Annotated in this window: 15 protein-coding genes; 4 read left to right on the top strand and 11 right to left on the bottom strand. The window is 72.5% G+C overall.

The features are described from left to right. Positions 1 to 278 precede the first annotated feature (278 nt). On the top strand, positions 279 to 755 hold the full coding sequence (locus ACSHXC_RS16985; RefSeq protein WP_438292400.1) for a hypothetical protein: 477 nt from the start codon (positions 279 to 281) through the stop codon (positions 753 to 755). Between the two features lie 17 nt (positions 756 to 772). On the opposite strand, the gene proC is transcribed toward ACSHXC_RS16985, so the two are convergent. From proC to ACSHXC_RS17015, 6 genes are all read right to left on the bottom strand, one after another. Beyond that, the gene (proC, locus tag ACSHXC_RS16990; protein WP_438292401.1) at positions 773 to 1,582 is read right to left on the bottom strand and encodes a pyrroline-5-carboxylate reductase; all 810 of its coding nucleotides are present in this window, start codon (positions 1,580 to 1,582) and stop codon (positions 773 to 775) included. A gap of 90 nt (positions 1,583 to 1,672) precedes the next feature. Then, on the bottom strand, positions 1,673 to 2,410 hold the full coding sequence (locus ACSHXC_RS16995; protein ID WP_438292402.1) for an ABC transporter permease: 738 nt from the start codon (positions 2,408 to 2,410) through the stop codon (positions 1,673 to 1,675). 41 nt (positions 2,411 to 2,451) lie between these two features. Next, the gene (locus tag ACSHXC_RS17000; protein WP_438292403.1) at positions 2,452 to 3,285 is read right to left on the bottom strand and encodes an ABC transporter ATP-binding protein; all 834 of its coding nucleotides are present in this window, start codon (positions 3,283 to 3,285) and stop codon (positions 2,452 to 2,454) included. Between the two features lie 763 nt (positions 3,286 to 4,048). Beyond that, positions 4,049 to 4,807 (bottom strand): class I SAM-dependent methyltransferase, encoded by a 759-nt coding sequence (locus tag ACSHXC_RS17005; RefSeq protein ID WP_438292404.1) that lies wholly within the window; start codon positions 4,805 to 4,807, stop codon positions 4,049 to 4,051. A gap of 688 nt (positions 4,808 to 5,495) precedes the next feature. Beyond that, positions 5,496 to 6,005 (bottom strand): EamA/RhaT family transporter, encoded by a 510-nt coding sequence (locus ACSHXC_RS17010; protein ID WP_438292405.1) that lies wholly within the window; start codon positions 6,003 to 6,005, stop codon positions 5,496 to 5,498. A 50-nt stretch (positions 6,006 to 6,055) separates the two neighbouring features. Beyond that, complete coding sequence (locus ACSHXC_RS17015; RefSeq protein WP_053729090.1) at positions 6,056 to 6,349, bottom strand: SH3 domain-containing protein; 294 nt, start codon at positions 6,347 to 6,349, stop codon at positions 6,056 to 6,058. A 125-nt stretch (positions 6,350 to 6,474) separates the two neighbouring features. Between ACSHXC_RS17015 and ACSHXC_RS17020 the strand changes: the two genes are divergently transcribed. Next, complete coding sequence (locus ACSHXC_RS17020) at positions 6,475 to 8,625, top strand: protein kinase domain-containing protein (protein ID WP_438292406.1); 2,151 nt, start codon at positions 6,475 to 6,477, stop codon at positions 8,623 to 8,625. A gap of 28 nt (positions 8,626 to 8,653) precedes the next feature. Here the strand turns inward: ACSHXC_RS17020 and ilvD are convergent, their stop codons facing one another. The 4 genes from ilvD to ACSHXC_RS17040 form a co-directional block, all read right to left on the bottom strand. Beyond that, positions 8,654 to 10,504 carry a dihydroxy-acid dehydratase gene (gene ilvD / locus ACSHXC_RS17025; RefSeq protein WP_438292407.1) on the bottom strand — a complete coding sequence of 617 codons (1,851 nt, stop codon included), beginning with the start codon at positions 10,502 to 10,504 and terminating at the stop codon, positions 8,654 to 8,656. Positions 10,505 to 11,134: 630 nt separating this feature from the next. After that, on the bottom strand, positions 11,135 to 11,746 hold the full coding sequence (locus ACSHXC_RS17030) for a TetR family transcriptional regulator (protein WP_438292408.1): 612 nt from the start codon (positions 11,744 to 11,746) through the stop codon (positions 11,135 to 11,137). Next, positions 11,743 to 12,564, bottom strand: a complete 822-nt coding sequence (locus ACSHXC_RS17035) for a sugar phosphate isomerase/epimerase family protein (protein ID WP_078966775.1) — start codon at positions 12,562 to 12,564, stop codon at positions 11,743 to 11,745. Before ACSHXC_RS17035 ends, ACSHXC_RS17030 begins: the two co-directional genes overlap by 4 nt. 123 nt (positions 12,565 to 12,687) lie before the next feature. Then, positions 12,688 to 13,620, bottom strand: a complete 933-nt coding sequence (locus ACSHXC_RS17040; protein ID WP_438292409.1) for a Ppx/GppA phosphatase family protein — start codon at positions 13,618 to 13,620, stop codon at positions 12,688 to 12,690. Positions 13,621 to 13,672: 52 nt separating this feature from the next. Here ACSHXC_RS17040 and ACSHXC_RS17045 point away from each other — a divergent pair, with 52 nt between their 5' ends. Beyond that, the gene (locus ACSHXC_RS17045) at positions 13,673 to 14,488 is read left to right on the top strand and encodes a hypothetical protein (protein WP_438292410.1); all 816 of its coding nucleotides are present in this window, start codon (positions 13,673 to 13,675) and stop codon (positions 14,486 to 14,488) included. Positions 14,489 to 14,520: 32 nt separating this feature from the next. Here the strand turns inward: ACSHXC_RS17045 and ACSHXC_RS17050 are convergent, their stop codons facing one another. Then, positions 14,521 to 16,185 (bottom strand): BACON domain-containing protein, encoded by a 1,665-nt coding sequence (locus ACSHXC_RS17050; RefSeq protein ID WP_438292411.1) that lies wholly within the window; start codon positions 16,183 to 16,185, stop codon positions 14,521 to 14,523. A gap of 324 nt (positions 16,186 to 16,509) precedes the next feature. Here ACSHXC_RS17050 and radA point away from each other — a divergent pair, with 324 nt between their 5' ends. After that, positions 16,510 to 17,907 carry a DNA repair protein RadA gene (gene radA / locus ACSHXC_RS17055; protein ID WP_438292412.1) on the top strand — a complete coding sequence of 466 codons (1,398 nt, stop codon included), beginning with the start codon at positions 16,510 to 16,512 and terminating at the stop codon, positions 17,905 to 17,907. Positions 17,908 to 17,943: the final 36 nt, after the last annotated feature.

Below are 17,943 nucleotides of genomic sequence, written 5' to 3' on the forward strand. Positions count from 1 at the left end.
TCATTTCGCAAAAGCGCACGAAAAACGAGACGACGAGGTGTCGTTCATAAGAAGTGGTTGATGCGGAATGGCTGTCCGGGGACCGACCGAGGTCGGCGCTCACGTCGGACAACTCGGAGAACACTACGTACCGGGGATGGCCGTGTCAACCCTCGGCCAGGGGCCCGAGCGAGGTCCCGTCCGTGGCACCGCACGCCTTGGACCTCGTGCTTTCGGCTGAGGCAAGCGTGGCGGGACGGCCGATCTGTGGTCGCCGGATGCGTCCTAGCTTGGCAGGTATGAGGTCTCTTCTCCGGATTGCCGTGGCCGCCGCGACCCTCCTCGTGCTGGGGATGGCCGTGGGGCCCGGCGCTGCCTACGCCGCGGACGGTGATGAGCACGTCGCCCGCATACGGCTGCGGGTCGTCGACGCCGTCAATGAGGAGACCCGGGCCGAGATCGAGCGGGCGCGGGCGGGCCTCGCCTCCTCCGGAGAGGTGGCTCGGCTTGAAGAGAAGTTCCGGGAAGGGAGCCGGCTCGCGGCGGATCTGCGCACCGTACGGGCGGTCCGGCCGCGCGGTGCCGCCTCGGAGACCCGCGTCCATTCGGCCGCTGATGGGGACAAGCCGTCGGGGGACAACGCGTTCCAGGCTGCGCGTGCGGCGCTTCTGCATACCCCCGCCGGGGTGTTGAGCCTGGTCGGCGGGGGTGCGCTGGCGCTCGTCGGCGGGGGCCTGGCCGCCGCTGTGGTGCGGCGGCCAGGCAAGAAGGCGTAACGAGAGGGCGCAGCCCGTCAGCTGTTGCCGGAGGCCAGTTCGCGGCTGCGGTCGCGGGCGGCTTCCAGGGCTGCGATGAGGGCGGCCCGTACGCCGTGGTTCTCCAGCTCGCGGATCGCGCTGATGGTCGTGCCGGCCGGGGACGTCACCGCTTCGCGGAGCTTCACCGGGTGCTCGCCGCTGTCGCGGAGCATCACCGCGGCGCCGATCGCGGACTGCACGATCAGGTCGTACGCCTGGGCGCGGGGCAGGCCGAGCAGGATGCCGGCGTCGGTCATCGCCTCGACCAGGTAGTAGAAGTACGCGGGGCCCGAGCCGGAGAGGGCGGTGGCCGCGTCCTGCTGGGATTCCGGTACGCGCAGGGTCTTGCCCACGCCGCCGAAGATTTCCTCCGTATGGGCGAGGTGGTCCGGCGTCGCGTGGCTGCCGGCGCTGATTACCGACATGCCCTCGTCGACCAGTACCGGGGTGTTCGGCATGACGCGTACGACCGGGGTGCCGGAGGCCAGGCGGGCTTCGATGAAGGAGCTCGGGATGCCTGCCGCGGCGCTGACGACGAGGCGGTCGCTCGTGACGTGCGGGGCCAGTTCGTCCAGGAGCTTGCCCATGTCCTGGGGCTTCACCGCGAGGATCAGGGTGTCCGCGCGCTTGGCGGCCTCGGCGTTGGTGACCGTGTCCACGCCGTAGCGGGCGTGGAGTTCCGCGGCGCGCTCCGGGCGGCGGGCGGTGACGAGGAGGTTGGCCGGGTGCCAGCCGGCCCGGATCATTCCGCTGAGGAGAGCCTCGCCGATCTTGCCGGTGCCGAGGACTGCGACGGTCTGGGTCATGCGGTCACCCTCCAGGTGGTGCGGCGTCTCGTGTCGTCATCCTCGCATCGGGGGCGGGCGGCCGACGGGGGCGTCCGATGGGCGGTACGGCTAGGGAGTTCGGCGGGGCAGGGTGGCCGCGCCGAGGATGAGTACCAGGAGCGCGATCGCCGCCACGATGCCGGTGTCCTTCGCGAAGGCGGCCGTCGCGTCCGGGTGGTGGAGGACCTGGGTCATGGCGTCGACGGCGTACGACATGGGCAGGACGTCCGAGATCCAGCGCAGGACCGGCTGCATCGCATCGCGCGGGGTGAACAGGCCGCACAGCAGAAGCTGGGGGAAGATCACCGCCGGCATGAACTGGACTGCCTGGAACTCGGAGGCGGCGAAGGCCGAGACGAACAGGCCGAGGGCGGTGCCGAGCAGGGCGTCAAGCAGCGCGACCAGGAGCAGCAGCCAGGGGGAGCCGACCACCTTCAGGTCGAGGAGCCAGACGGAGATGCCCGTCGCGATGAGCGACTGGAGTACGGCGAGGACGCCGAAGGCGAGTGCGTAGCCCCCGATCAGATCGCCCTTGCCGAGCGGCATGGCGAGGAGGCGTTCCAGGGTGCCCGAGGTGCGTTCGCGCAGGGTGGCGATGGAGGACACCAGGAACATCGTGATCAGCGGGAAGATTCCGAGCAGCGAGGCGCCGATGCTGTTGAAGACGGCGGGGCTGCCGTCGAACACGTACCGGAGCAGGATGATCATCAGGGACGGGATGATCAGGAGCAGCGCGATCGTGCGCGGGTCGTGGCGCAGCTGACGCAGGACGCGGGCGGCGGTCGCGAGGGTGCGGGATGCGGTCATGAGCGGGCCTCGGGGTGGGGGGGCGGGGGCTTGTGGCGCGGTCACGCGGAGGTGTCCGGGTGGGCGGCCTCGTCCACCAGGTGGAGGAAGGCCTGCTCGACGGTTTCGGTGGCCGTACGGGTGCGGAGGTCGTCCGGGGTGTCTTCGGCGAGGAGTACGCCTTCGCGCAGGAGGAGCAGGCGGTGACAGCGTTCCGCTTCGTCCATGACGTGCGAGGAGACGAGCAGGGTGGTGCCGCGGGTGGCGGCGATGGTGTGGAAGAGGTTCCAGAGGTCGCGGCGGAGTACGGGGTCGAGGCCCACCGTCGGTTCGTCCAGGACGAGCAGTTCCGGGGTGCCGAGCAGGGCGACGGCGAGTGAGACGCGGCTGAGCTGGCCGCCGGAGAGCCGGCCCGCGAGGTCGTCGGCGTGGCTGGTGAGGTCTACGTCGGTGATGGCCCGGGTGACCGCCTCCGCGCGGGCGGCGCGGTGGGCTCGGCCGGGGTTGAGTACGGCCGCGAAGTAGTCCAGGTTCTGACGTACCGTCAAGTCCTGGTAGACGGACGGGTCCTGGGTCACGTAGCCGATGCGTTCGCGCAGGGCCGGGGTGCCCGCGGGGGCGCCGAGGACGGTGAGGGTGCCGGCGACTTTCGCCTGCGTACCCACGATCGCGCGCATCAGGGTCGACTTTCCGCAGCCGGAGGGGCCGAGGAGGCCGGTGATACGGGCGCGCGGGACGGTGAAGTCCAGGCCCTTCAGGACTTGGCGATCGCCGCGTACGACGGTGAGGGATCGGGCGGATACGGCGGGGCCGTCCGGGGTGCTCGGGGCACCCGGGGTGGTGTCGCGCCCCGGGGAGGTGCTGTTGCCCGTGGAGGTCGGGTCATAATTCACCATGTGATGAATAGTGCGCCTGTCGGGGTTCGGGCGTCAAGGATCGGGGGCCGTCGGGGTCATCCCCCACGGCCTCGCGGGGGCCGGGCGCGGACGTTGGGCGTATGACGAATCACGACGTATTGAGGAATCACTCGGAAAGCGCGCGGGGCTCGCAGGGCTCCCGGGGTGCCGTGATCATCAGGGCCGAGTCGCGGCATCTCGCCGTCGCGTCGGCGTCGCTCGGGCCGTGGGGGGCGCGGCCGCGGTCGGTGCGGTGGGCGGGTTCGTACCGCTCGCGTTCGGGGCGGTCGCGGAGGGCTTCGGCACGGTGGCGGCGGCCGGGGCCGGGGCCGTCGCGCTGATGCTGTTCTTCCTGGTGGGGGGGGTGCGGGGGCGGCGCTCGGGGGTGGGCGTACGGAGCGTGCGGACCACCGGAGCCGGCGCTGGGCACGGGCCTACCCGTGGCGGGTCGTGTCCGTGCCGACCGCGCGCTCTTGCTTCTCAGCGATGTCGTCGTACGCCAGGTCGTGACGTCCGAGTCGCTGTTCGCCAGCGTGTGGGACGGGCTGTGGCGGGGTGTTGTCGTTGCGGGGGTGGTGGGCTTTGCGGGGAAGGTGGGGTGGGGGCGGTAGTCGGGGGGCGTGGCCGACTTGGTGGGTCTGACTGGGGGGGTTGGGGCCGCTGGGGTTCGTCAGGCGGTGGTTGGGGGCGGCGGGCTTGGCTGGGTGCTGGAGCCTGACTGTCAGTGCCTGGCTGTCAGTGCCTGGCTGTCAGTGCCTGGCTATCAGTTGAGGGCCAGGCGCAGGTGGACCACGTAGCTCTCCTCCACCGTGCCGTCGGGGAAGAGTTCACTCAGGAGCTCGTGCTCCCTCGTCATGAACTCCCTCGTCCTCTCCTCGCCGAGGACCAGGAACGCCGAATGGCTGCCGAGATTCGCCAGGTGGGTGGCGAGGGGGACCTTGCGGGTGTGCGGGATCTCGCGTTCCGTGAAGTCCAGGCCGGGGACGTCGGTCCAGGGGTGGCCGCCCCGCTGGTTGCTCTCGCCGCTGGACTGCCGGGCGTGGTCGTGCAGGAAGAAGTCGTGCAGGCGGGCGTCCTGGGCGGCCACCCACTCCGCGGAGGGGTCCGTCATGTTCCACCACAGGGCGAGTGCGCCGCCCTCGCGCAGGACCCGGCGGGCTTCCGGGCCCGCCTTCGCCGGGTCGGTCCAGTGCCAGGCCTGGGCGTACGTGATGAAGTCCGCGGATGCGGTGGCGAGGGGGAGGTGGTTTCCGTCGCCCCGCACCAGGGGGATGCCGGGGTTGTTCCTGCGGAACTCGGCGGCCATGCCGTCGCCGGGCTCCACCGCGGTGACCCTCGCCCCGCGGGCGTGCAGGAGGCGGGTGGCTATGCCGGTGCCGGCGCCGATGTCCGCGACCTGGGCGTTCTTCAGGGGGCGCCCTGCCAGCTCTTCCAGGGTGTCGAGGAGGAATGGGGGGTACGAGGGGCGGTTCGCGGCGTATTGCGCGGCGGCGGCGTTGAAGGAGAGCGCGCGGGTTGTCATGGGGCGAGTCTGCCGGGTGGGCGCGGGTTGGGAGGCGTGTTTTCCCACCACCCGCCCGTCCCGCTCCCTTGCAAGGTTGAGCCACGGGCGGGTGGTGCTGGTCCGTCGGCGGGCGCGGGGCGGTGGGCGGACGAGGGCGCTCTCCCACCCGCCCACCCGTTCGGCGGGGTCGAGCGGACGAGGCACCAGCAGGGTGCCGGTCGTTGCCGTGCGGCGGACGGTGGGAAGACAGAGCCTGCGTCGTCGATAGGCTCGCGGCCGATGGGTGAGCGCCAGCTCATCAGTGGCCCCCCGGGCCCGTGAGCGCCCCGGACCGACCGGCCCCCGCACGCACGCCCCGCCACGCGAAGCACCGAGCCGCTCCCCCGGCCCCGCTCGCCGCCCCACCACCAGCACCGCTGGACGGTGAGCCCTGAACCCCTCGGCCCCCGCACACACCCCGCCGCGCGAAACGACCGAGCCACTCCCCAGCCCCACCCACCACCCCACCACCAGCACCGCTGACGGTCCACGAGCGCCCCGGGCTCACCGGCCCCCAAAGGGGTGCGGGGAGCTGCGCGGTTGGCCGCCCGCTGACCGCAGGCTCAGATGCACCCAGCCCCTCCGCAGGAGCAGGGCCCGGCAAGGGTGCCCGGGTCGGCGGGGGATGCGGGGCTGGCCTCGCTGTCGCCCTGGGCGGCGGTTCGGGCTACTTTCGCTTTGGCTTTTTCTTCGGCGGGGTCTTTGACGGGTTGCCTCGGCGGCGGGCGTACTGGGCGCGGGCCGCTTCGTATTCCTTGCGGTGGAGGGCCTCGCCGGGGGCCTCTGTGAACGTGCGGAAGAAGTACGCCAGCAGCGAGCCGATGAAGCCGATCGCCTTCAGGCCCTGGAGCGAGCGGTCCGCTTCCGGGTCGGTCGGGCGGGTCGAGAAGGCGTCCCAGGTCTTGCGGAACGCCAGCGCGCTGCAGATCGCGAACATCACCACCACCAGCACGTTCACGAAGCTGCCGGTGTTCGAAATCTGCAGGCCCTCGTACGCGAAGCGCAGCACGAAGCACGCCGCCACCGCCGCCAGCAGCGAGCCGATCGCCGCGCCCGCCCGGCGCAGCCCGTACCCGTTGTCGTGGTCCACCCACGTCGTGCCGAAGAAGCGGATGGGCTCGGGCTGGGGGCCCGCGGCGCTTCCGCCCTTGTTCTCGGGGTTCTCGGGCTCGCTCATGGGGTCGATTATCCCAGGGGCGGACACGTACCCCGCGGACACGTGCCCCGTCAGCCGCAGCGCGGCGCCACGTATCCGTCGCTGCCCGTCTTCACGTACGCGTCCGCGACGAAGCGGCCGTTCCCGATGTTGTCCCAGATGTTCGAGGTGCCGTACGGGCCCGAGACCCGCGTGCCCGGGGTCTGGCAGTTCACCGGGACCGTGGCGCCCTGCGGCAGGACGTCGATGATCGAGTAGCCGGTGCCGGGGCCGCTGCGGACGTTCAGTTCGCACCCCGGGGCCACCGGATAGCGCTGGGTCCCCAGCGACGTGGACGCCATGGATTCGGCTGATTCTGATGCCATGTGAAGCTCCCCCATCGGTTTCACTCTGCGTGCAACACGCAGGCTAGCAAGCCCCATCGGGCCCGTGCGCCCCATCGACTAGGCTCCGTCGGACGCGTGCGTACAACGGACACCGGGGGTGCACCATGGCGTCGCCGCGCAGTATCGGGTTCGGGGCGGAGGGCGCCGCGGATCCGGAATCCGTCGGGGCATACCGGCTCGAATCCGTCCTCGGCGCCGGCGGGATGGGTGTGGTGCATCTGGCCACCTCTCCCTCCGGCATGCGGCTCGCCGTCAAGGTCGTGCACGCCCAGCACGCCGCCGATCCGGAGTTCCGGGCCCGCTTCCGGCAGGAGGTGTCGGCGGCCCGGCGGGTCAGCGGGGCCTTCACCGCCTCCGTCGTCGACGCCGATCCCGATGCCGACCGGCCCTGGATGGCCACCGTCCACATCCCCGGCCCCACGCTCGCCGAACGCGTCAAGGACAGCGGGCCGCTGACCGCCGCCGAGGTACGCCGCCTCGGGGCCGGGCTCGCCGAGGCGCTGCGCGACATCCACCGCGCCGGGGTCGTGCACCGCGACCTCAAGCCGAGCAATGTGCTGCTCGCCGCCGACGGGCCCAAGGTCATCGACTTCGGGATCTCGCGTCCGTACGACAGCGATCTGCGGACCGAGACCGGCAAGCTCATCGGCACGCCGCCCTTCATGGCGCCCGAGCAGTTCCAGCGGCCCCGCGAGGTCGGGCCCGCCGCGGACGTGTTCGCCATGGGGGCCGTGCTCGTGCACGCCGCCACCGGGAGCGGGCCCTTCGATTCCGATTCGCCGTACGTCGTCGCGTACCAAGTCGTCCACAACGAGCCCGACTTGGGCGGGGTGCCCGAGGATCTCGCGCCCGTGCTGCGGCTCTGCCTCGCCAAGGATCCCGGCGACCGGCCCACCCCGGACGAGCTGATGTCCGCGCTGCGGTCCGCGGCGTACGGGTCCGAGGCCCAGATTCCTACGCAGCGGTTCCGCAATCCTGTTCCGCATCACCCTGATCCGCCTCGGAATCCTGATCCGGCTCGGGCCGGGAGCGCCTCCCCCGAGTCCCCGGCCTCCCCGGCCCCCTCGCCCCGGCGCGCCCGCTGGGTCGTCGCCGCGCTCGCGCTCATCGGGGTCGTCGGCGGGGGCGCGGTCGCCGTCCAGGCGCTGCCCGACGGCACCGGGACCGTCGCCGCACCCGAGCAGCACGCACCTGCGCAATTCCGGCCCTGGAACGGGCAGTTGGCCGCCAAGGGGGACGGGAACCGTACGGCGTTCTGCTCGGCGGACGCGGCCGGCGGCGCCCTGTACTGCGCCGCGCCCGGGGTCGCCGCCGCCCGGCTCGACGCCCTCAGCGGGAAGGTCCTCTGGTCGGTGGCGGGGGGCGGCGGGCAGCTGCTCTCCGACGACCTCGCTCCTGTCGTGGCCGACGGGAGGGTCCTTGTGCGGGCGCCGGGAGGCGGATCCTTGCGGGCGTACGACGCCGGGAACGGGGAGCCGGTGTGGTCCGCCGACGTATCGGCGTACTCCGGGGTGCATCCCGCAGGCCCCACCGTGCTGCTCGCCACGGCGGACGGGCACGTCACCGCCCTCAACTCCGTTACAGGGAAAGAGAGTTGGCGGAAGGCGGTTGGCGGGGCCCGGTCCCAGTGGGTCGTACCCGCCGACGGCAAAGGGGCGGCCTTCGTCGCCACGCCCTCCGCGGACGGGCGCTCGACCTCCGTCGCCGCCCTCGACCCCGCCACCGGATCCGTACGCTGGCAGGCCCGGGCCGACGGACGGCTGAGGCCCGTCGCGGCGGACGACAGGGCCGTGTTCCTGCTGGCCACCGACGCCGGCGGGTTCACCTCGGCGGTCGTACGCCTGGACGCCGCCACCCACGCCATCCACCGCACCACGCTCACCGCACCACTCGACCAGGCGCAGGCCGGGGCCGACGGGGACACGGTCTACCTGTTCGGGGCGGGCGGGGCGCTGGTCGCGGTCGACTCCGTACGGGGCGGCGAGAAGTGGCGGCTCGACACGGGGGTGGCCCGCGCCTCGCGGCCCGTCGCCTCGGGCGGCCAGGTGTATCTGAGCGGCGCGGACGGCAGGCTGCTCGCCTTCGACGCGGGCAAGGGCGTACTCGCCGGGCAGACCAACCCCCGTATGAACAACGGGCGTTACACCTTCACGCCCGCTCTCCCGGCGCCGCTCGCCGTCGGGGGGCGGGTGTATGCCGCCTCCCCCGACGGGTCGGTGTTCGGGGTCGATCCGGGGGATGTCGGCAGCTGGTGACCTGCCGGACCCGATACCTGATGCGGTGTCAGCCGAGCTTCGTCACATCGCGGACCGCGCCCCGGTCGGCGCTGGTCGCCATCGCCGCGTAGGCGCGCAGCGCGGCCGAGACCTTGCGATCGCGGTTCTTCGGGGCGTACACCCCGCCGAGCGCCTCGCGGCGGGTCGCCAACTCGGCCTCGGGGACGAGGAGTTCGATCGTACGGCTGGGGATGTCGATCCGGATGCGGTCGCCGTCCTCGACCAGCGCGATCGTGCCGCCGGACGCCGCCTCGGGCGAGGCGTGGCCGATGGAGAGGCCCGAGGTGCCGCCGGAGAAGCGGCCGTCGGTGATCAGCGCGCAGGTCTTGCCGAGGCCGCGGCCCTTGAGGAACGACGTCGGGTACAGCATCTCCTGCATGCCGGGGCCGCCCTTGGGGCCCTCGTAACGGATCACGACCACGTCGCCGTGCGTGATCTCCTTGCGGAGGATCTTGTCGACGGCCTCGTCCTGCGACTCGCAGACGACCGCCGGGCCCTCGAAGGTCCAGATCGACTCGTCGACGCCGGCCGTCTTCACGACACAGCCGTCCTCGGCGAGGTTGCCGTGCAGGACCGCGAGGCCGCCGTCCTTGCTGTACGCGTGCGCCGCGTCCCGGATGCAGCCCTCGGCGGCGTCGGTGTCCAGCGTGTCCCAGCGCTCGGACTGCGAGAACGCGGTGGCCGAGCGGACGCAGCCGGGGGCCGCGTGCCACAGCTCGACGGCCTCGTCGGACGGGGATCCGCCGCGCACGTCCCAGGTGTCCAGCCACTCCTTGATGGAGCGGGAGTGGACGGTGTGGACGTCCTCGTTGAGCAGGCCCGCGCGGTACAGCTCGCCGAGGATCGCGGGGATGCCGCCGGCGCGGTGCACGTCCTCCATGTAGTACGTACGGTTCTTGGCGACGTTCGGGGCGACCTTGGCCAGGCACGGGACGCGGCGGCTGATGGCGTCCATGTCGCTGAGGCCGTAGTCGAGCTCGGCCTCCTGGGCCGCGGCAAGCAGGTGCAGGATCGTGTTGGTGGAGCCGCCCATGGCGATGTCGAGCGCCATCGCGTTCTCGAACGCGGCGCGGGTCGCGATGGAGCGGGGCAGGACGGAGTGGTCGTCGTCCTCGTAGTGCCGCTTGGTGATCTCCACGACCGTGCGGGCCGCGTTCTCGTACAGGGCGCGGCGGGCGGTGTGGGTCGCGAGGACCGAGCCGTTGCCGGGCAGGCTCAGGCCGATGGCCTCGGTCAGGCAGTTCATCGAGTTGGCCGTGAACATGCCGGAGCAGGAGCCGCAGGTGGGGCAGGCGTTCTCCTCGATGCGGAGGATGTCCTCGTCGGAGATCTTGTCGTTCACGGCGTCCGAGATCGCGTCGACGAGGTCGAGGGTACGGACCGTGCCGTCGACCAGCGTCGCCTTGCCGGACTCCATCGGGCCGCCGGAGACGAAGACGGTGGGAATGTTGAGGCGGAGCGCCGCCATCAGCATGCCGGGGGTGATCTTGTCGCAGTTGGAGATGCAGATCAGGGCGTCGGCGCAGTGCGCTTCGACCATGTACTCCACGCTGTCCGCGATGAGGTCGCGGGAGGGGAGGCTGTAGAGCATGCCGCCGTGGCCCATCGCGATGCCGTCGTCCACGGCGATGGTGTTGAACTCGCGGGGGACGGCGCCGGCCTCCTTGATCGCCTCGGAGACGATCCGGCCCACCGGGGCGAGGTGGGTGTGGCCCGGGACGAACTCGGTGAAGCTGTTCGCCACGGCGATGATCGGCTTGCCGATGTCCTCGCTCGCTACACCGGAGGCCCGCATAAGGGCGCGGGCGCCCGCCATGTTGCGGCCGTGGGTGACTGTGCGGGACCTCAGCTCGGGCATCGTCGCTCGTCTCCTCGGTGGCGGTCCCCCGGCGCCTTGAGCGCCCGGGGAAGGTCTGCCTGGGTGTGGGTGTGCCTGGGTGTGAGCCTACGCCGTGGCTCCGCCATCTGGACAGGGTGTCCGGATGGCGGGACCCGGGGTTCGCGATGCGGCCCCCGCCGGGGGGTGGGGTGGCGGCTCGGCAGGGTGCGCTGGGGCTCCGCCCCAGACCCCGGGAGGCCCCTCCCCGCCCCTCCCCTAAACCCGCCGGGGGTGGGCGGAAAGGGAGGTTCGTTTCCTGGGGCTCCGCCCCAGACCCCGTTCGCGCCTGAAGGGCGCTCGTCCTCAAACTCCCCCAAAGCCTTAAGGGCCAGGGGGGGACCCCCATGACAGGCTGAAGATGCCGGTGCTGGCCGGGGTCGATCCCGCTAGGGGCGCGGGGAACTGCGCGACCAGCCACGCACGGTCCGCAGCCGTACTCGTATCCAGCCCCTCATGGGGGTGCCCCCTGGCCCTTAAGGCCTTGGGTCTGGGGCGCAGCCCCAGGGGCCGAACCATCCAACCCCCTGGACGGGTGGATGGGTGGGAAAACCGCCGGGGTCTGGGGCTCTGCCCCAGGGAGGTCGGCCCTTCCGGGGCTGGGCGGAAGCCCTAGCCCTCCGTCAGGTACCGCTGCAGCGTCGGCCCCACCAGCTCCACGATCCGCTCCGCCGGCGCGGAGGCGAGTGGCTCCACGTTCAGGACGTACCGCATGATCACGATGCCCATCATGTGCGACGCCGCCAGCTCCGCGCGGAAGCGGGGGTCGGGGACCCGGAGCTCCCCCGCCACCCGCTCAAGGAGGCGGCGCAGGACGAAGCCCCGCAGCACCTTCGCCGCCGCGTCGTGCGTGAGGGCCGAGCGGAGTACGGCGATCAGGGGGGTGCGGGTCGCCGGGTTCTCCCAGATGGCGAGGAAGTGGCGGGCCAGGCGGTCGCCCACGTCGTCGAGGGAGTCGCCGAGGATCGCGTCCACGGTCAGCGCCGGTTCGAAGTCGACCTCGATGGCCGCCGCGAACACCTCGTCCTTCGTGCCGAAGTAGTGGTGGACCAGCGCCGCGTCCACCCCCGCCGCCTTGGCGATACCCCGGATGGATGTCCTCTCGTAACCCCGGTCGGAGAATTCCGTACGCGCGGCGGACAGGATGCGTTCACGGGTGCCCGGGCCCGCTTCGGCGGCGGCCCGCGGCGGACGGCCGCGGCGGCGCGGGGCGGAGTCCGTCATGCGCGGCGGGCCGGCGCGGACGCCAGGTGCAGCCGGGTGAAGGCGAGGGCCTCCGCGAGGTCGGCCTCGCGCTCGGCGGCCGACATGGCCCGCCGGGTGTTCACCTCGATGACGACGTGCCCGTCGAACCCGGTCAGGGCGAGGCGCTCCAGGAGTTCCGCGCACGGTTGCGTACCGCGGCCCGGCACCAGGTGCTCGTCCTTCGCCGAGCCCCGCCCGTCCGCGAGGTGGACGTGGGCGAGCCGGTCGCCCATCCGGTCGACCATGGCCATCGCGTCCGTACGGGAGGTCGCGGCATGGGAGAGGTCGACGGTGAAGTGCCGGTAGTCGTCCTTCGTCACGTCCCAGTCGGGCGCGTACGCCAGCATCTCGCGGTCCCGGTAGCGCCACGGGTACATGTTCTCTACGGCGAATCTGACGTCGGTCTCGTCCGCCATCCGCCAGATGCCGTTCACGAAGTCGCGGGAGTACTGGCGCTGCCAGCGGAACGGCGGATGGACCACCACCGCCGACGCGCCGAGCTTCTCCGCCGCCGCCCGCGCCCGCTGCAGCTTCACCCAGGGATCGGTCGACCAGACCCGCTGCGTGATCAGCAGACACGGCGCGTGGACGGCCAGGATCGGCACCTGGTGGTAGTCGGAGAGCCGCCGCAGGGCTTCGATGTCCTGGCTCACGGGGTCGGTCCAGACCATGACCTCGACGCCGTCGTAGCCCAGGCGCGCGGCGATCTCGAAGGCCGTCGCCGTCGACTCCGGATAGACCGAAGCCGTGGACAGCGCGACCTTCGCATCCGGGATGCGCACCACTGGTTCTGCCACGCAGACAGCGTACGGGCCGCCACCGCCGACGGGGGAGGCGGTCCCGCGAGCCCGACGAACGTCACACTCGCCGGTAGCTCCGCGTCCGGCCCTCCCCCGCGCCCGTACCGCCCCCTCGCCCCGTCAGCCCACCGGCAGGTGGTCGAGATGGCGCAGGATCACGCCCTCACGCAGCGCCCAGGGACAGACCTCCAGCTCATCGACCGCGAACAGGTCCATCGCGCCCTCCGCGACGAGCGCCCCCGCGAGCAGCTGCGGCGCCCGGCCCTCCGAGACGCCGGGCAGCGTGGTGCGCTGCTCGGTCGTCATGGCGGCGAGCTTGGGCACCCACTCCTCCAGTGATTTACGACTCAGAGTGCGCTGGACGTAGGCGCCCTCGCTCGACCGTGCGGCCCCCGCGATCCGCGCAAGCTGCTTGAACGTCTTCGACGTGGCGACCACGTGGTCGGGCCGCCCCGAGCGGGTGAACTCCCCCACCGTGCCCGCGATCTGGGCCCGTACGTGACGGCGGAGCGCCCGTACGTCGGCCGCGTCCGGCGGGTCGCCCGGCAGCCAGCCCGCGGTCAGCCGCCCGGCTCCCAGCGGTAGCGAGACCGCCGCGTCCGGCTCCTCGTCGATGCCGTACGCGACTTCCAGGGAGCCGCCGCCGATGTCGAGCAGCAGCAGCTTTCCGGCCGACCAGCCGTACCAGCGGCGCGCCGCGAGAAAGGTGAGGCGGGCCTCCTCCTCGCCGGAGAGCACCACCAGGTCGACCCCGGTCTCGGCGCGGACCCGGGCGATCACCTCGTCCGCGTTGCTGGCCTCGCGCACGGCGGAGGTCGCGAAGGGGAGCAGTTCCTGGACACCCTTGTCCTCGGCCGAGAGCAGCGCGCCACTGATCGTGGCGATCAGCCGGTCGACGCCTTCCGGTCCGATCGCACCGTCCTCGTCGAGGAGTTCGGCGAGCCGCAGCTCGGCCTTGTGCGAGTGCGCGGGCAGCGGCGCGGCACCGGCGTGCGCGTCCACCACCAGCAGATGAACCGTGTTCGACCCCACATCGAGGACTCCGAGTCTCATGGACTGAACGCTACTGCGCGTCCGGACATGCCCTCGGACATACGCTTGAGGTGTGCCAAAGACGAAAAAGGCGAAGCCGGGCAAAGCCAAGGCCCCGAAGAACCCCGCGAACAGGGCTCAGGACGAGCAGGGGATCGACTTCCCGCGCGCCTGGGTCGAGTTCCCCGACCCCGCCGACGACGAGCAGGTCTTCCGCTGCGACCTGACCTGGCTCACCTCGCGGTGGACCTGCATCTTCGGCAGCGGCTGCCAGGGCATCGAGGCGGGCCGGGCCGACGACGGCTGCTGCACGCTGGGCGCCCACTTCTCCGACAAGGACGACGAGAAGCGGGTGGCCGGGCACGTGGCGCGGCTCACGCCGGAGCTGTGGCAGTTCCACGACGTCGGCACCGAGTCGGGCTGGACCCAGACCGACGAGGACGGCGACCGCCAGACCCGCCGGTGGAACGGCTCGTGCATCTTCCAGAACCGGCCGGGCTTCGCGGGCGGCGCCGGCTGCTCGCTGCACATCCTCGCCCTCAAGGAGGGCAAGGAGCCGCTGGAGACCAAGCCGGACGTCTGCTGGCAGCTGCCGGTGCGCCGGACGTACGACTGGATCGAGCGGCCCGACGACACCAAGGTGCTGCAGATCTCGATCGGCGAGTACGACCGCCGCGGCTGGGGTCCCGGCGGCCACGACCTGCACTGGTGGTGCACCTCGGCGACCTCCGCGCACGGCGCGGGCGAGCCCGTGTACGTGACGTACAAGCCGGAGCTGACCGAGCTGATGGGCAAGGAGGCGTACGACGTCCTCGTCGAGCAGTGCGAGGCGCGGCTCGCCTCGCAGCTCCCCCTGGTCGCCCCCCACCCGGCCGACCCGAAGCGGTAGCTCCGCAACTCCCTTGTCCTGTACGGCAGTTGTCAGCCGCTCGGGGCCGGTGACGGCGGGGTCTGTGTCGGTGTGGGCGTCGCCGTCGGAGTGGGGCTCTGGCTCGGCGGCGTCGGGGTCGGCGTGGGTGCCGGGCTGCTCGGGCTGTGCGTCGGCGGGGTCGGGGCGGGTGTGCTGGATCCCCCCGGGCCGGGGTGACCCGGGCCACCGGGGCCGGGCGAGGACGGCGTCGCGACGGGCGTGCCGTCGCCCGCGATGCGTACCGCCGCGCCCGAAGGCGCCACCTCGACACTTACCGACCAGGCGTGGTGCGGCTCCTGGGCGTGGTCGACCCGGATGTACACGGTGACGCTCTGCCCCGGCGCCAGCCTGCCCGCGCTCTGGCTGAAGGTGAGCCAGCGGGCGTGGCTGCGCAGTGACCAGTCGACGGGCGCGCCGCCGGTCGAGGTGAGCGTGAGCACGGTCGTGTCGCCGGCCGAACTCGCCGTGACTCCGAGCCGGGCGGGGCCGGCCGGGGTGGTCGTGGGGCTGATGACCTCGACGGACACGTCTGGGGCGCGGCTGCCCGCGGTGAAACGGGTGTCGGGCTCGCTGCGCGCGTTGCCCGCGTTCTCGTAGCGGTCGTACGGATGCCCGTTCAGCCCGCCGGGACTGTCGGCCTCGCTGGCGGTGACCTTGGCGCCGCCGTCCGGCTCGCCCGTCGCGGGGGCGCCGCGGTAGGCGGCCCAGAGCGCGAAGACGGGGGCCGCGACGACGGTCGCGACGACGGTGGTGGTCACGGCTCTGGCGCGCAGCCGGTCGCGCCGCGCTGCCCGGTCCTTCGGGTCCATCGGGAACCCGGCGCGGTCGAAACGCGGGGCCCCGCCGCGCGATCGCGGCACGTGCAGCATCGCGGCCTGGGCCGCGGCCCGCGGCGCCTCGGCCAGCGGCAGCGCGGCCGGGGTGACGGTCGCCCCGGGCCAGGGGCCGGACGCGCCCGCGCGCTCGGCGGCGCGGCGGCAGCGGGGGCAGTCGTCGACGTGCCGGACCAGTTCGCGGCGCAGCGCCGCGGAGAGCAACACCTGGTGGTCGCCGGTGAGTTGGGCGACCGTGGGGCAGCCGCCCATCTCGACGACGGCGAGCGCCGCGCGGGTCCGCTCGACCTCGCAGGCGCCCGCGGCCAGCAGTTCGCGGGCGGCCGGGTAGTTCATGCCGAGCACCGAGGCGACCTCGCGGGCGCCGAGCTGGTGGCGGACCGCGAGTTCGAGGGCCTCGCGCTGCTCGGGGGTGGTGCCGGCGGCCTCGGGCCAGGCGAGCAGGGCGAGTTCGCGACGACGCCGCTCCTGCTCCTCCTCGGAGACCTCGATCGTGGGGGCCTCTTCGGCGGTGCGTCCGGTGTGGGCGCCCTGCCGGTTCCTCCTGCGCTCGGCCAGCTTGCGCAGACAGGCCCAGCGGGCGAGTGCGTACAGCCACGCCTTGCGTTCGGCCTCGGCCGAGGGGCAGCGCGCGTACTGGCGCTCGGAGACGGCGAGTATGTCGCCGAGGGCGGCGGTCGCCTCGTCGTGGTCGCACAGGACGGACAGGCAGTACGTGAACAGGCCGTCCAGGTAGGCCTCGTAACGCGCGGGCGGGCGCTGGGCCAACGTACGGGGCGCACGGCTCTGCGCCCGGTGTGCGCCGGTGTTGTGCGCTGGTTGATCCGGTCTGCTGCTCGTCACGCGAGCGACCGTAGGCGGAGCATCAAGGCTTCTTCGTACCGGTTGAGCACATTTAATCCTTACGGGTGAACGTATCCCTCAAAAGGGGACAGGAACCGGGAGTTCCGTGGCATTCCATGGCAGATCCGCTACGCACTGTGCAAACGGACACAACCACCCGGGGCGACGCGGCGCCGGCCGCATCCACCCGAACGGCGGGGCGCGGAAAACCGGCCTCGTGCACAGGTGCCGCTTGCCCGGCCGGTCAAGGCCCGCTTCCCCGGGGTCAGGGCCCGCTGTCCCGGCCCGTACGGGATTGTCAGTGGCCCCCTATACGGTGACGCCATGGCTGCTCGTACGAAATCCGCGAAGGACCGGCCGTCCTACCGCTGCACCGAATGCGGCTGGACGACCGCCAAGTGGCTCGGCCGCTGCCCCGAGTGCCAGGCCTGGGGGACGGTCGAGGAGTACGGCGCGCCCGCGGTGCGCACCACGGCGGCGGGCCGGGTCTCCACGGCCGCGCTGCCCATCGGCCAGGTGGACGGCCGCCAGGCGACGGCCCGCACGACCGGCGTCGACGAGCTCGACCGGGTGCTCGGCGGCGGTCTCGTGCCGGGCGCGGTGGTGCTGCTCGCCGGGGAGCCCGGCGTCGGCAAGTCCACGCTGCTCCTGGACGTGGCGGCCAAGGCGGCCAGTGACGACCACCGCACGCTCTACATCACGGGCGAGGAGTCGGCGAGCCAGGTCCGGCTGCGCGCCGACCGCATCAGGGCGCTCAACGACCATCTGTATCTGGCCGCCGAGACCGACCTGTCCGCCGTCCTCGGCCACCTCGACGCGGTGAAGCCGTCCCTGCTCGTCCTCGACTCCGTACAGACCGTCGCATCGCCCGAGATCGACGGCGCTCCCGGCGGCATGGCCCAGGTCCGCGAGGTGGCGGGCGCGCTGATCCGCGCCTCCAAGGAGCGCGGCATGTCCACGCTCCTGGTCGGCCATGTCACCAAGGACGGCGCGATCGCGGGCCCCCGCCTCCTGGAGCACCTGGTCGACGTGGTGCTCTCCTTCGAGGGCGACCGGCACGCCCGCCTCCGTCTCGTACGGGGCGTCAAGAACCGGTACGGGGCGACGGACGAGGTCGGCTGCTTCGAGCTGCACGACGAGGGCATCACCGGCCTCGCCGACCCCAGCGGCCTGTTCCTCACCCGGCGCGACGTGGCGGTGCCCGGCACGTGCCTCACCGTCACCCTGGAGGGCCGGCGGCCCCTGGTCGCCGAGGTCCAGGCGCTCACCGTCGACTCGCAGATCCCCTCCCCGCGCCGCACCACCTCGGGCCTGGAGACCTCCCGCGTCTCGATGATGCTCGCGGTTCTTGAGCAGCGGGGCCGGATCACCGCGCTCGGCAAGCGCGACATCTACAGCGCGACGGTGGGCGGGGTGAAGCTCTCCGAGCCCGCGGCCGACCTCGCGATCGCGCTGGCCCTCGCCTCGGCCGCCAGCGACACTCCGCTGCCCAAGAACCTGGTCGCGATCGGCGAGGTGGGCCTGGCGGGCGAGGTCAGACGGGTCACGGGCGTGCAGCGCCGACTGGCCGAGGCCCACCGCCTGGGCTTCACCCACGCCCTGGTGCCGACCGACCCGGGCAAGGTCCCGGCCGGTATGAAGGTCACGGAAGTCGCCGACATGGGTGACGCGCTCCGGGTGCTGCCACGGGGGCGTCGTGCACAGGCCCCACAGGGGGAGTAGCGGCGCCGGTAGACTTTGCCCTGGTCTCGCCCGTCC

This window comes from Streptomyces sp. HUAS TT7, from assembly GCF_051550175.1.
Taxonomy (GTDB): Bacteria; Actinomycetota; Actinomycetes; order Streptomycetales; family Streptomycetaceae; genus Streptomyces.

Coding starts and splice junctions, on each gene's coding strand:
- ACSHXC_RS16985 (WP_438292400.1), top strand. CDS start 279: ATGAGGTCTCTTCTCCGGATTGCCGTGGCCGCCGCGACCCTCCTCGTG.
- proC (WP_438292401.1), bottom strand. CDS start 1,582: ATGACCCAGACCGTCGCAGTCCTCGGCACCGGCAAGATCGGCGAGGCT.
- ACSHXC_RS16995 (WP_438292402.1), bottom strand. CDS start 2,410: ATGACCGCATCCCGCACCCTCGCGACCGCCGCCCGCGTCCTGCGTCAG.
- ACSHXC_RS17000 (WP_438292403.1), bottom strand. CDS start 3,285: ATGGTGAATTATGACCCGACCTCCACGGGCAACAGCACCTCCCCGGGG.
- ACSHXC_RS17005 (WP_438292404.1), bottom strand. CDS start 4,807: ATGACAACCCGCGCGCTCTCCTTCAACGCCGCCGCCGCGCAATACGCC.
- ACSHXC_RS17010 (WP_438292405.1), bottom strand. CDS start 6,005: ATGAGCGAGCCCGAGAACCCCGAGAACAAGGGCGGAAGCGCCGCGGGC.
- ACSHXC_RS17015 (WP_053729090.1), bottom strand. CDS start 6,349: ATGGCATCAGAATCAGCCGAATCCATGGCGTCCACGTCGCTGGGGACC.
- ACSHXC_RS17020 (WP_438292406.1), top strand. CDS start 6,475: ATGGCGTCGCCGCGCAGTATCGGGTTCGGGGCGGAGGGCGCCGCGGAT.
- ilvD (WP_438292407.1), bottom strand. CDS start 10,504: ATGCCCGAGCTGAGGTCCCGCACAGTCACCCACGGCCGCAACATGGCG.
- ACSHXC_RS17030 (WP_438292408.1), bottom strand. CDS start 11,746: ATGACGGACTCCGCCCCGCGCCGCCGCGGCCGTCCGCCGCGGGCCGCC.
- ACSHXC_RS17040 (WP_438292409.1), bottom strand. CDS start 13,620: ATGAGACTCGGAGTCCTCGATGTGGGGTCGAACACGGTTCATCTGCTG.
- radA (WP_438292412.1), top strand. CDS start 16,510: ATGGCTGCTCGTACGAAATCCGCGAAGGACCGGCCGTCCTACCGCTGC.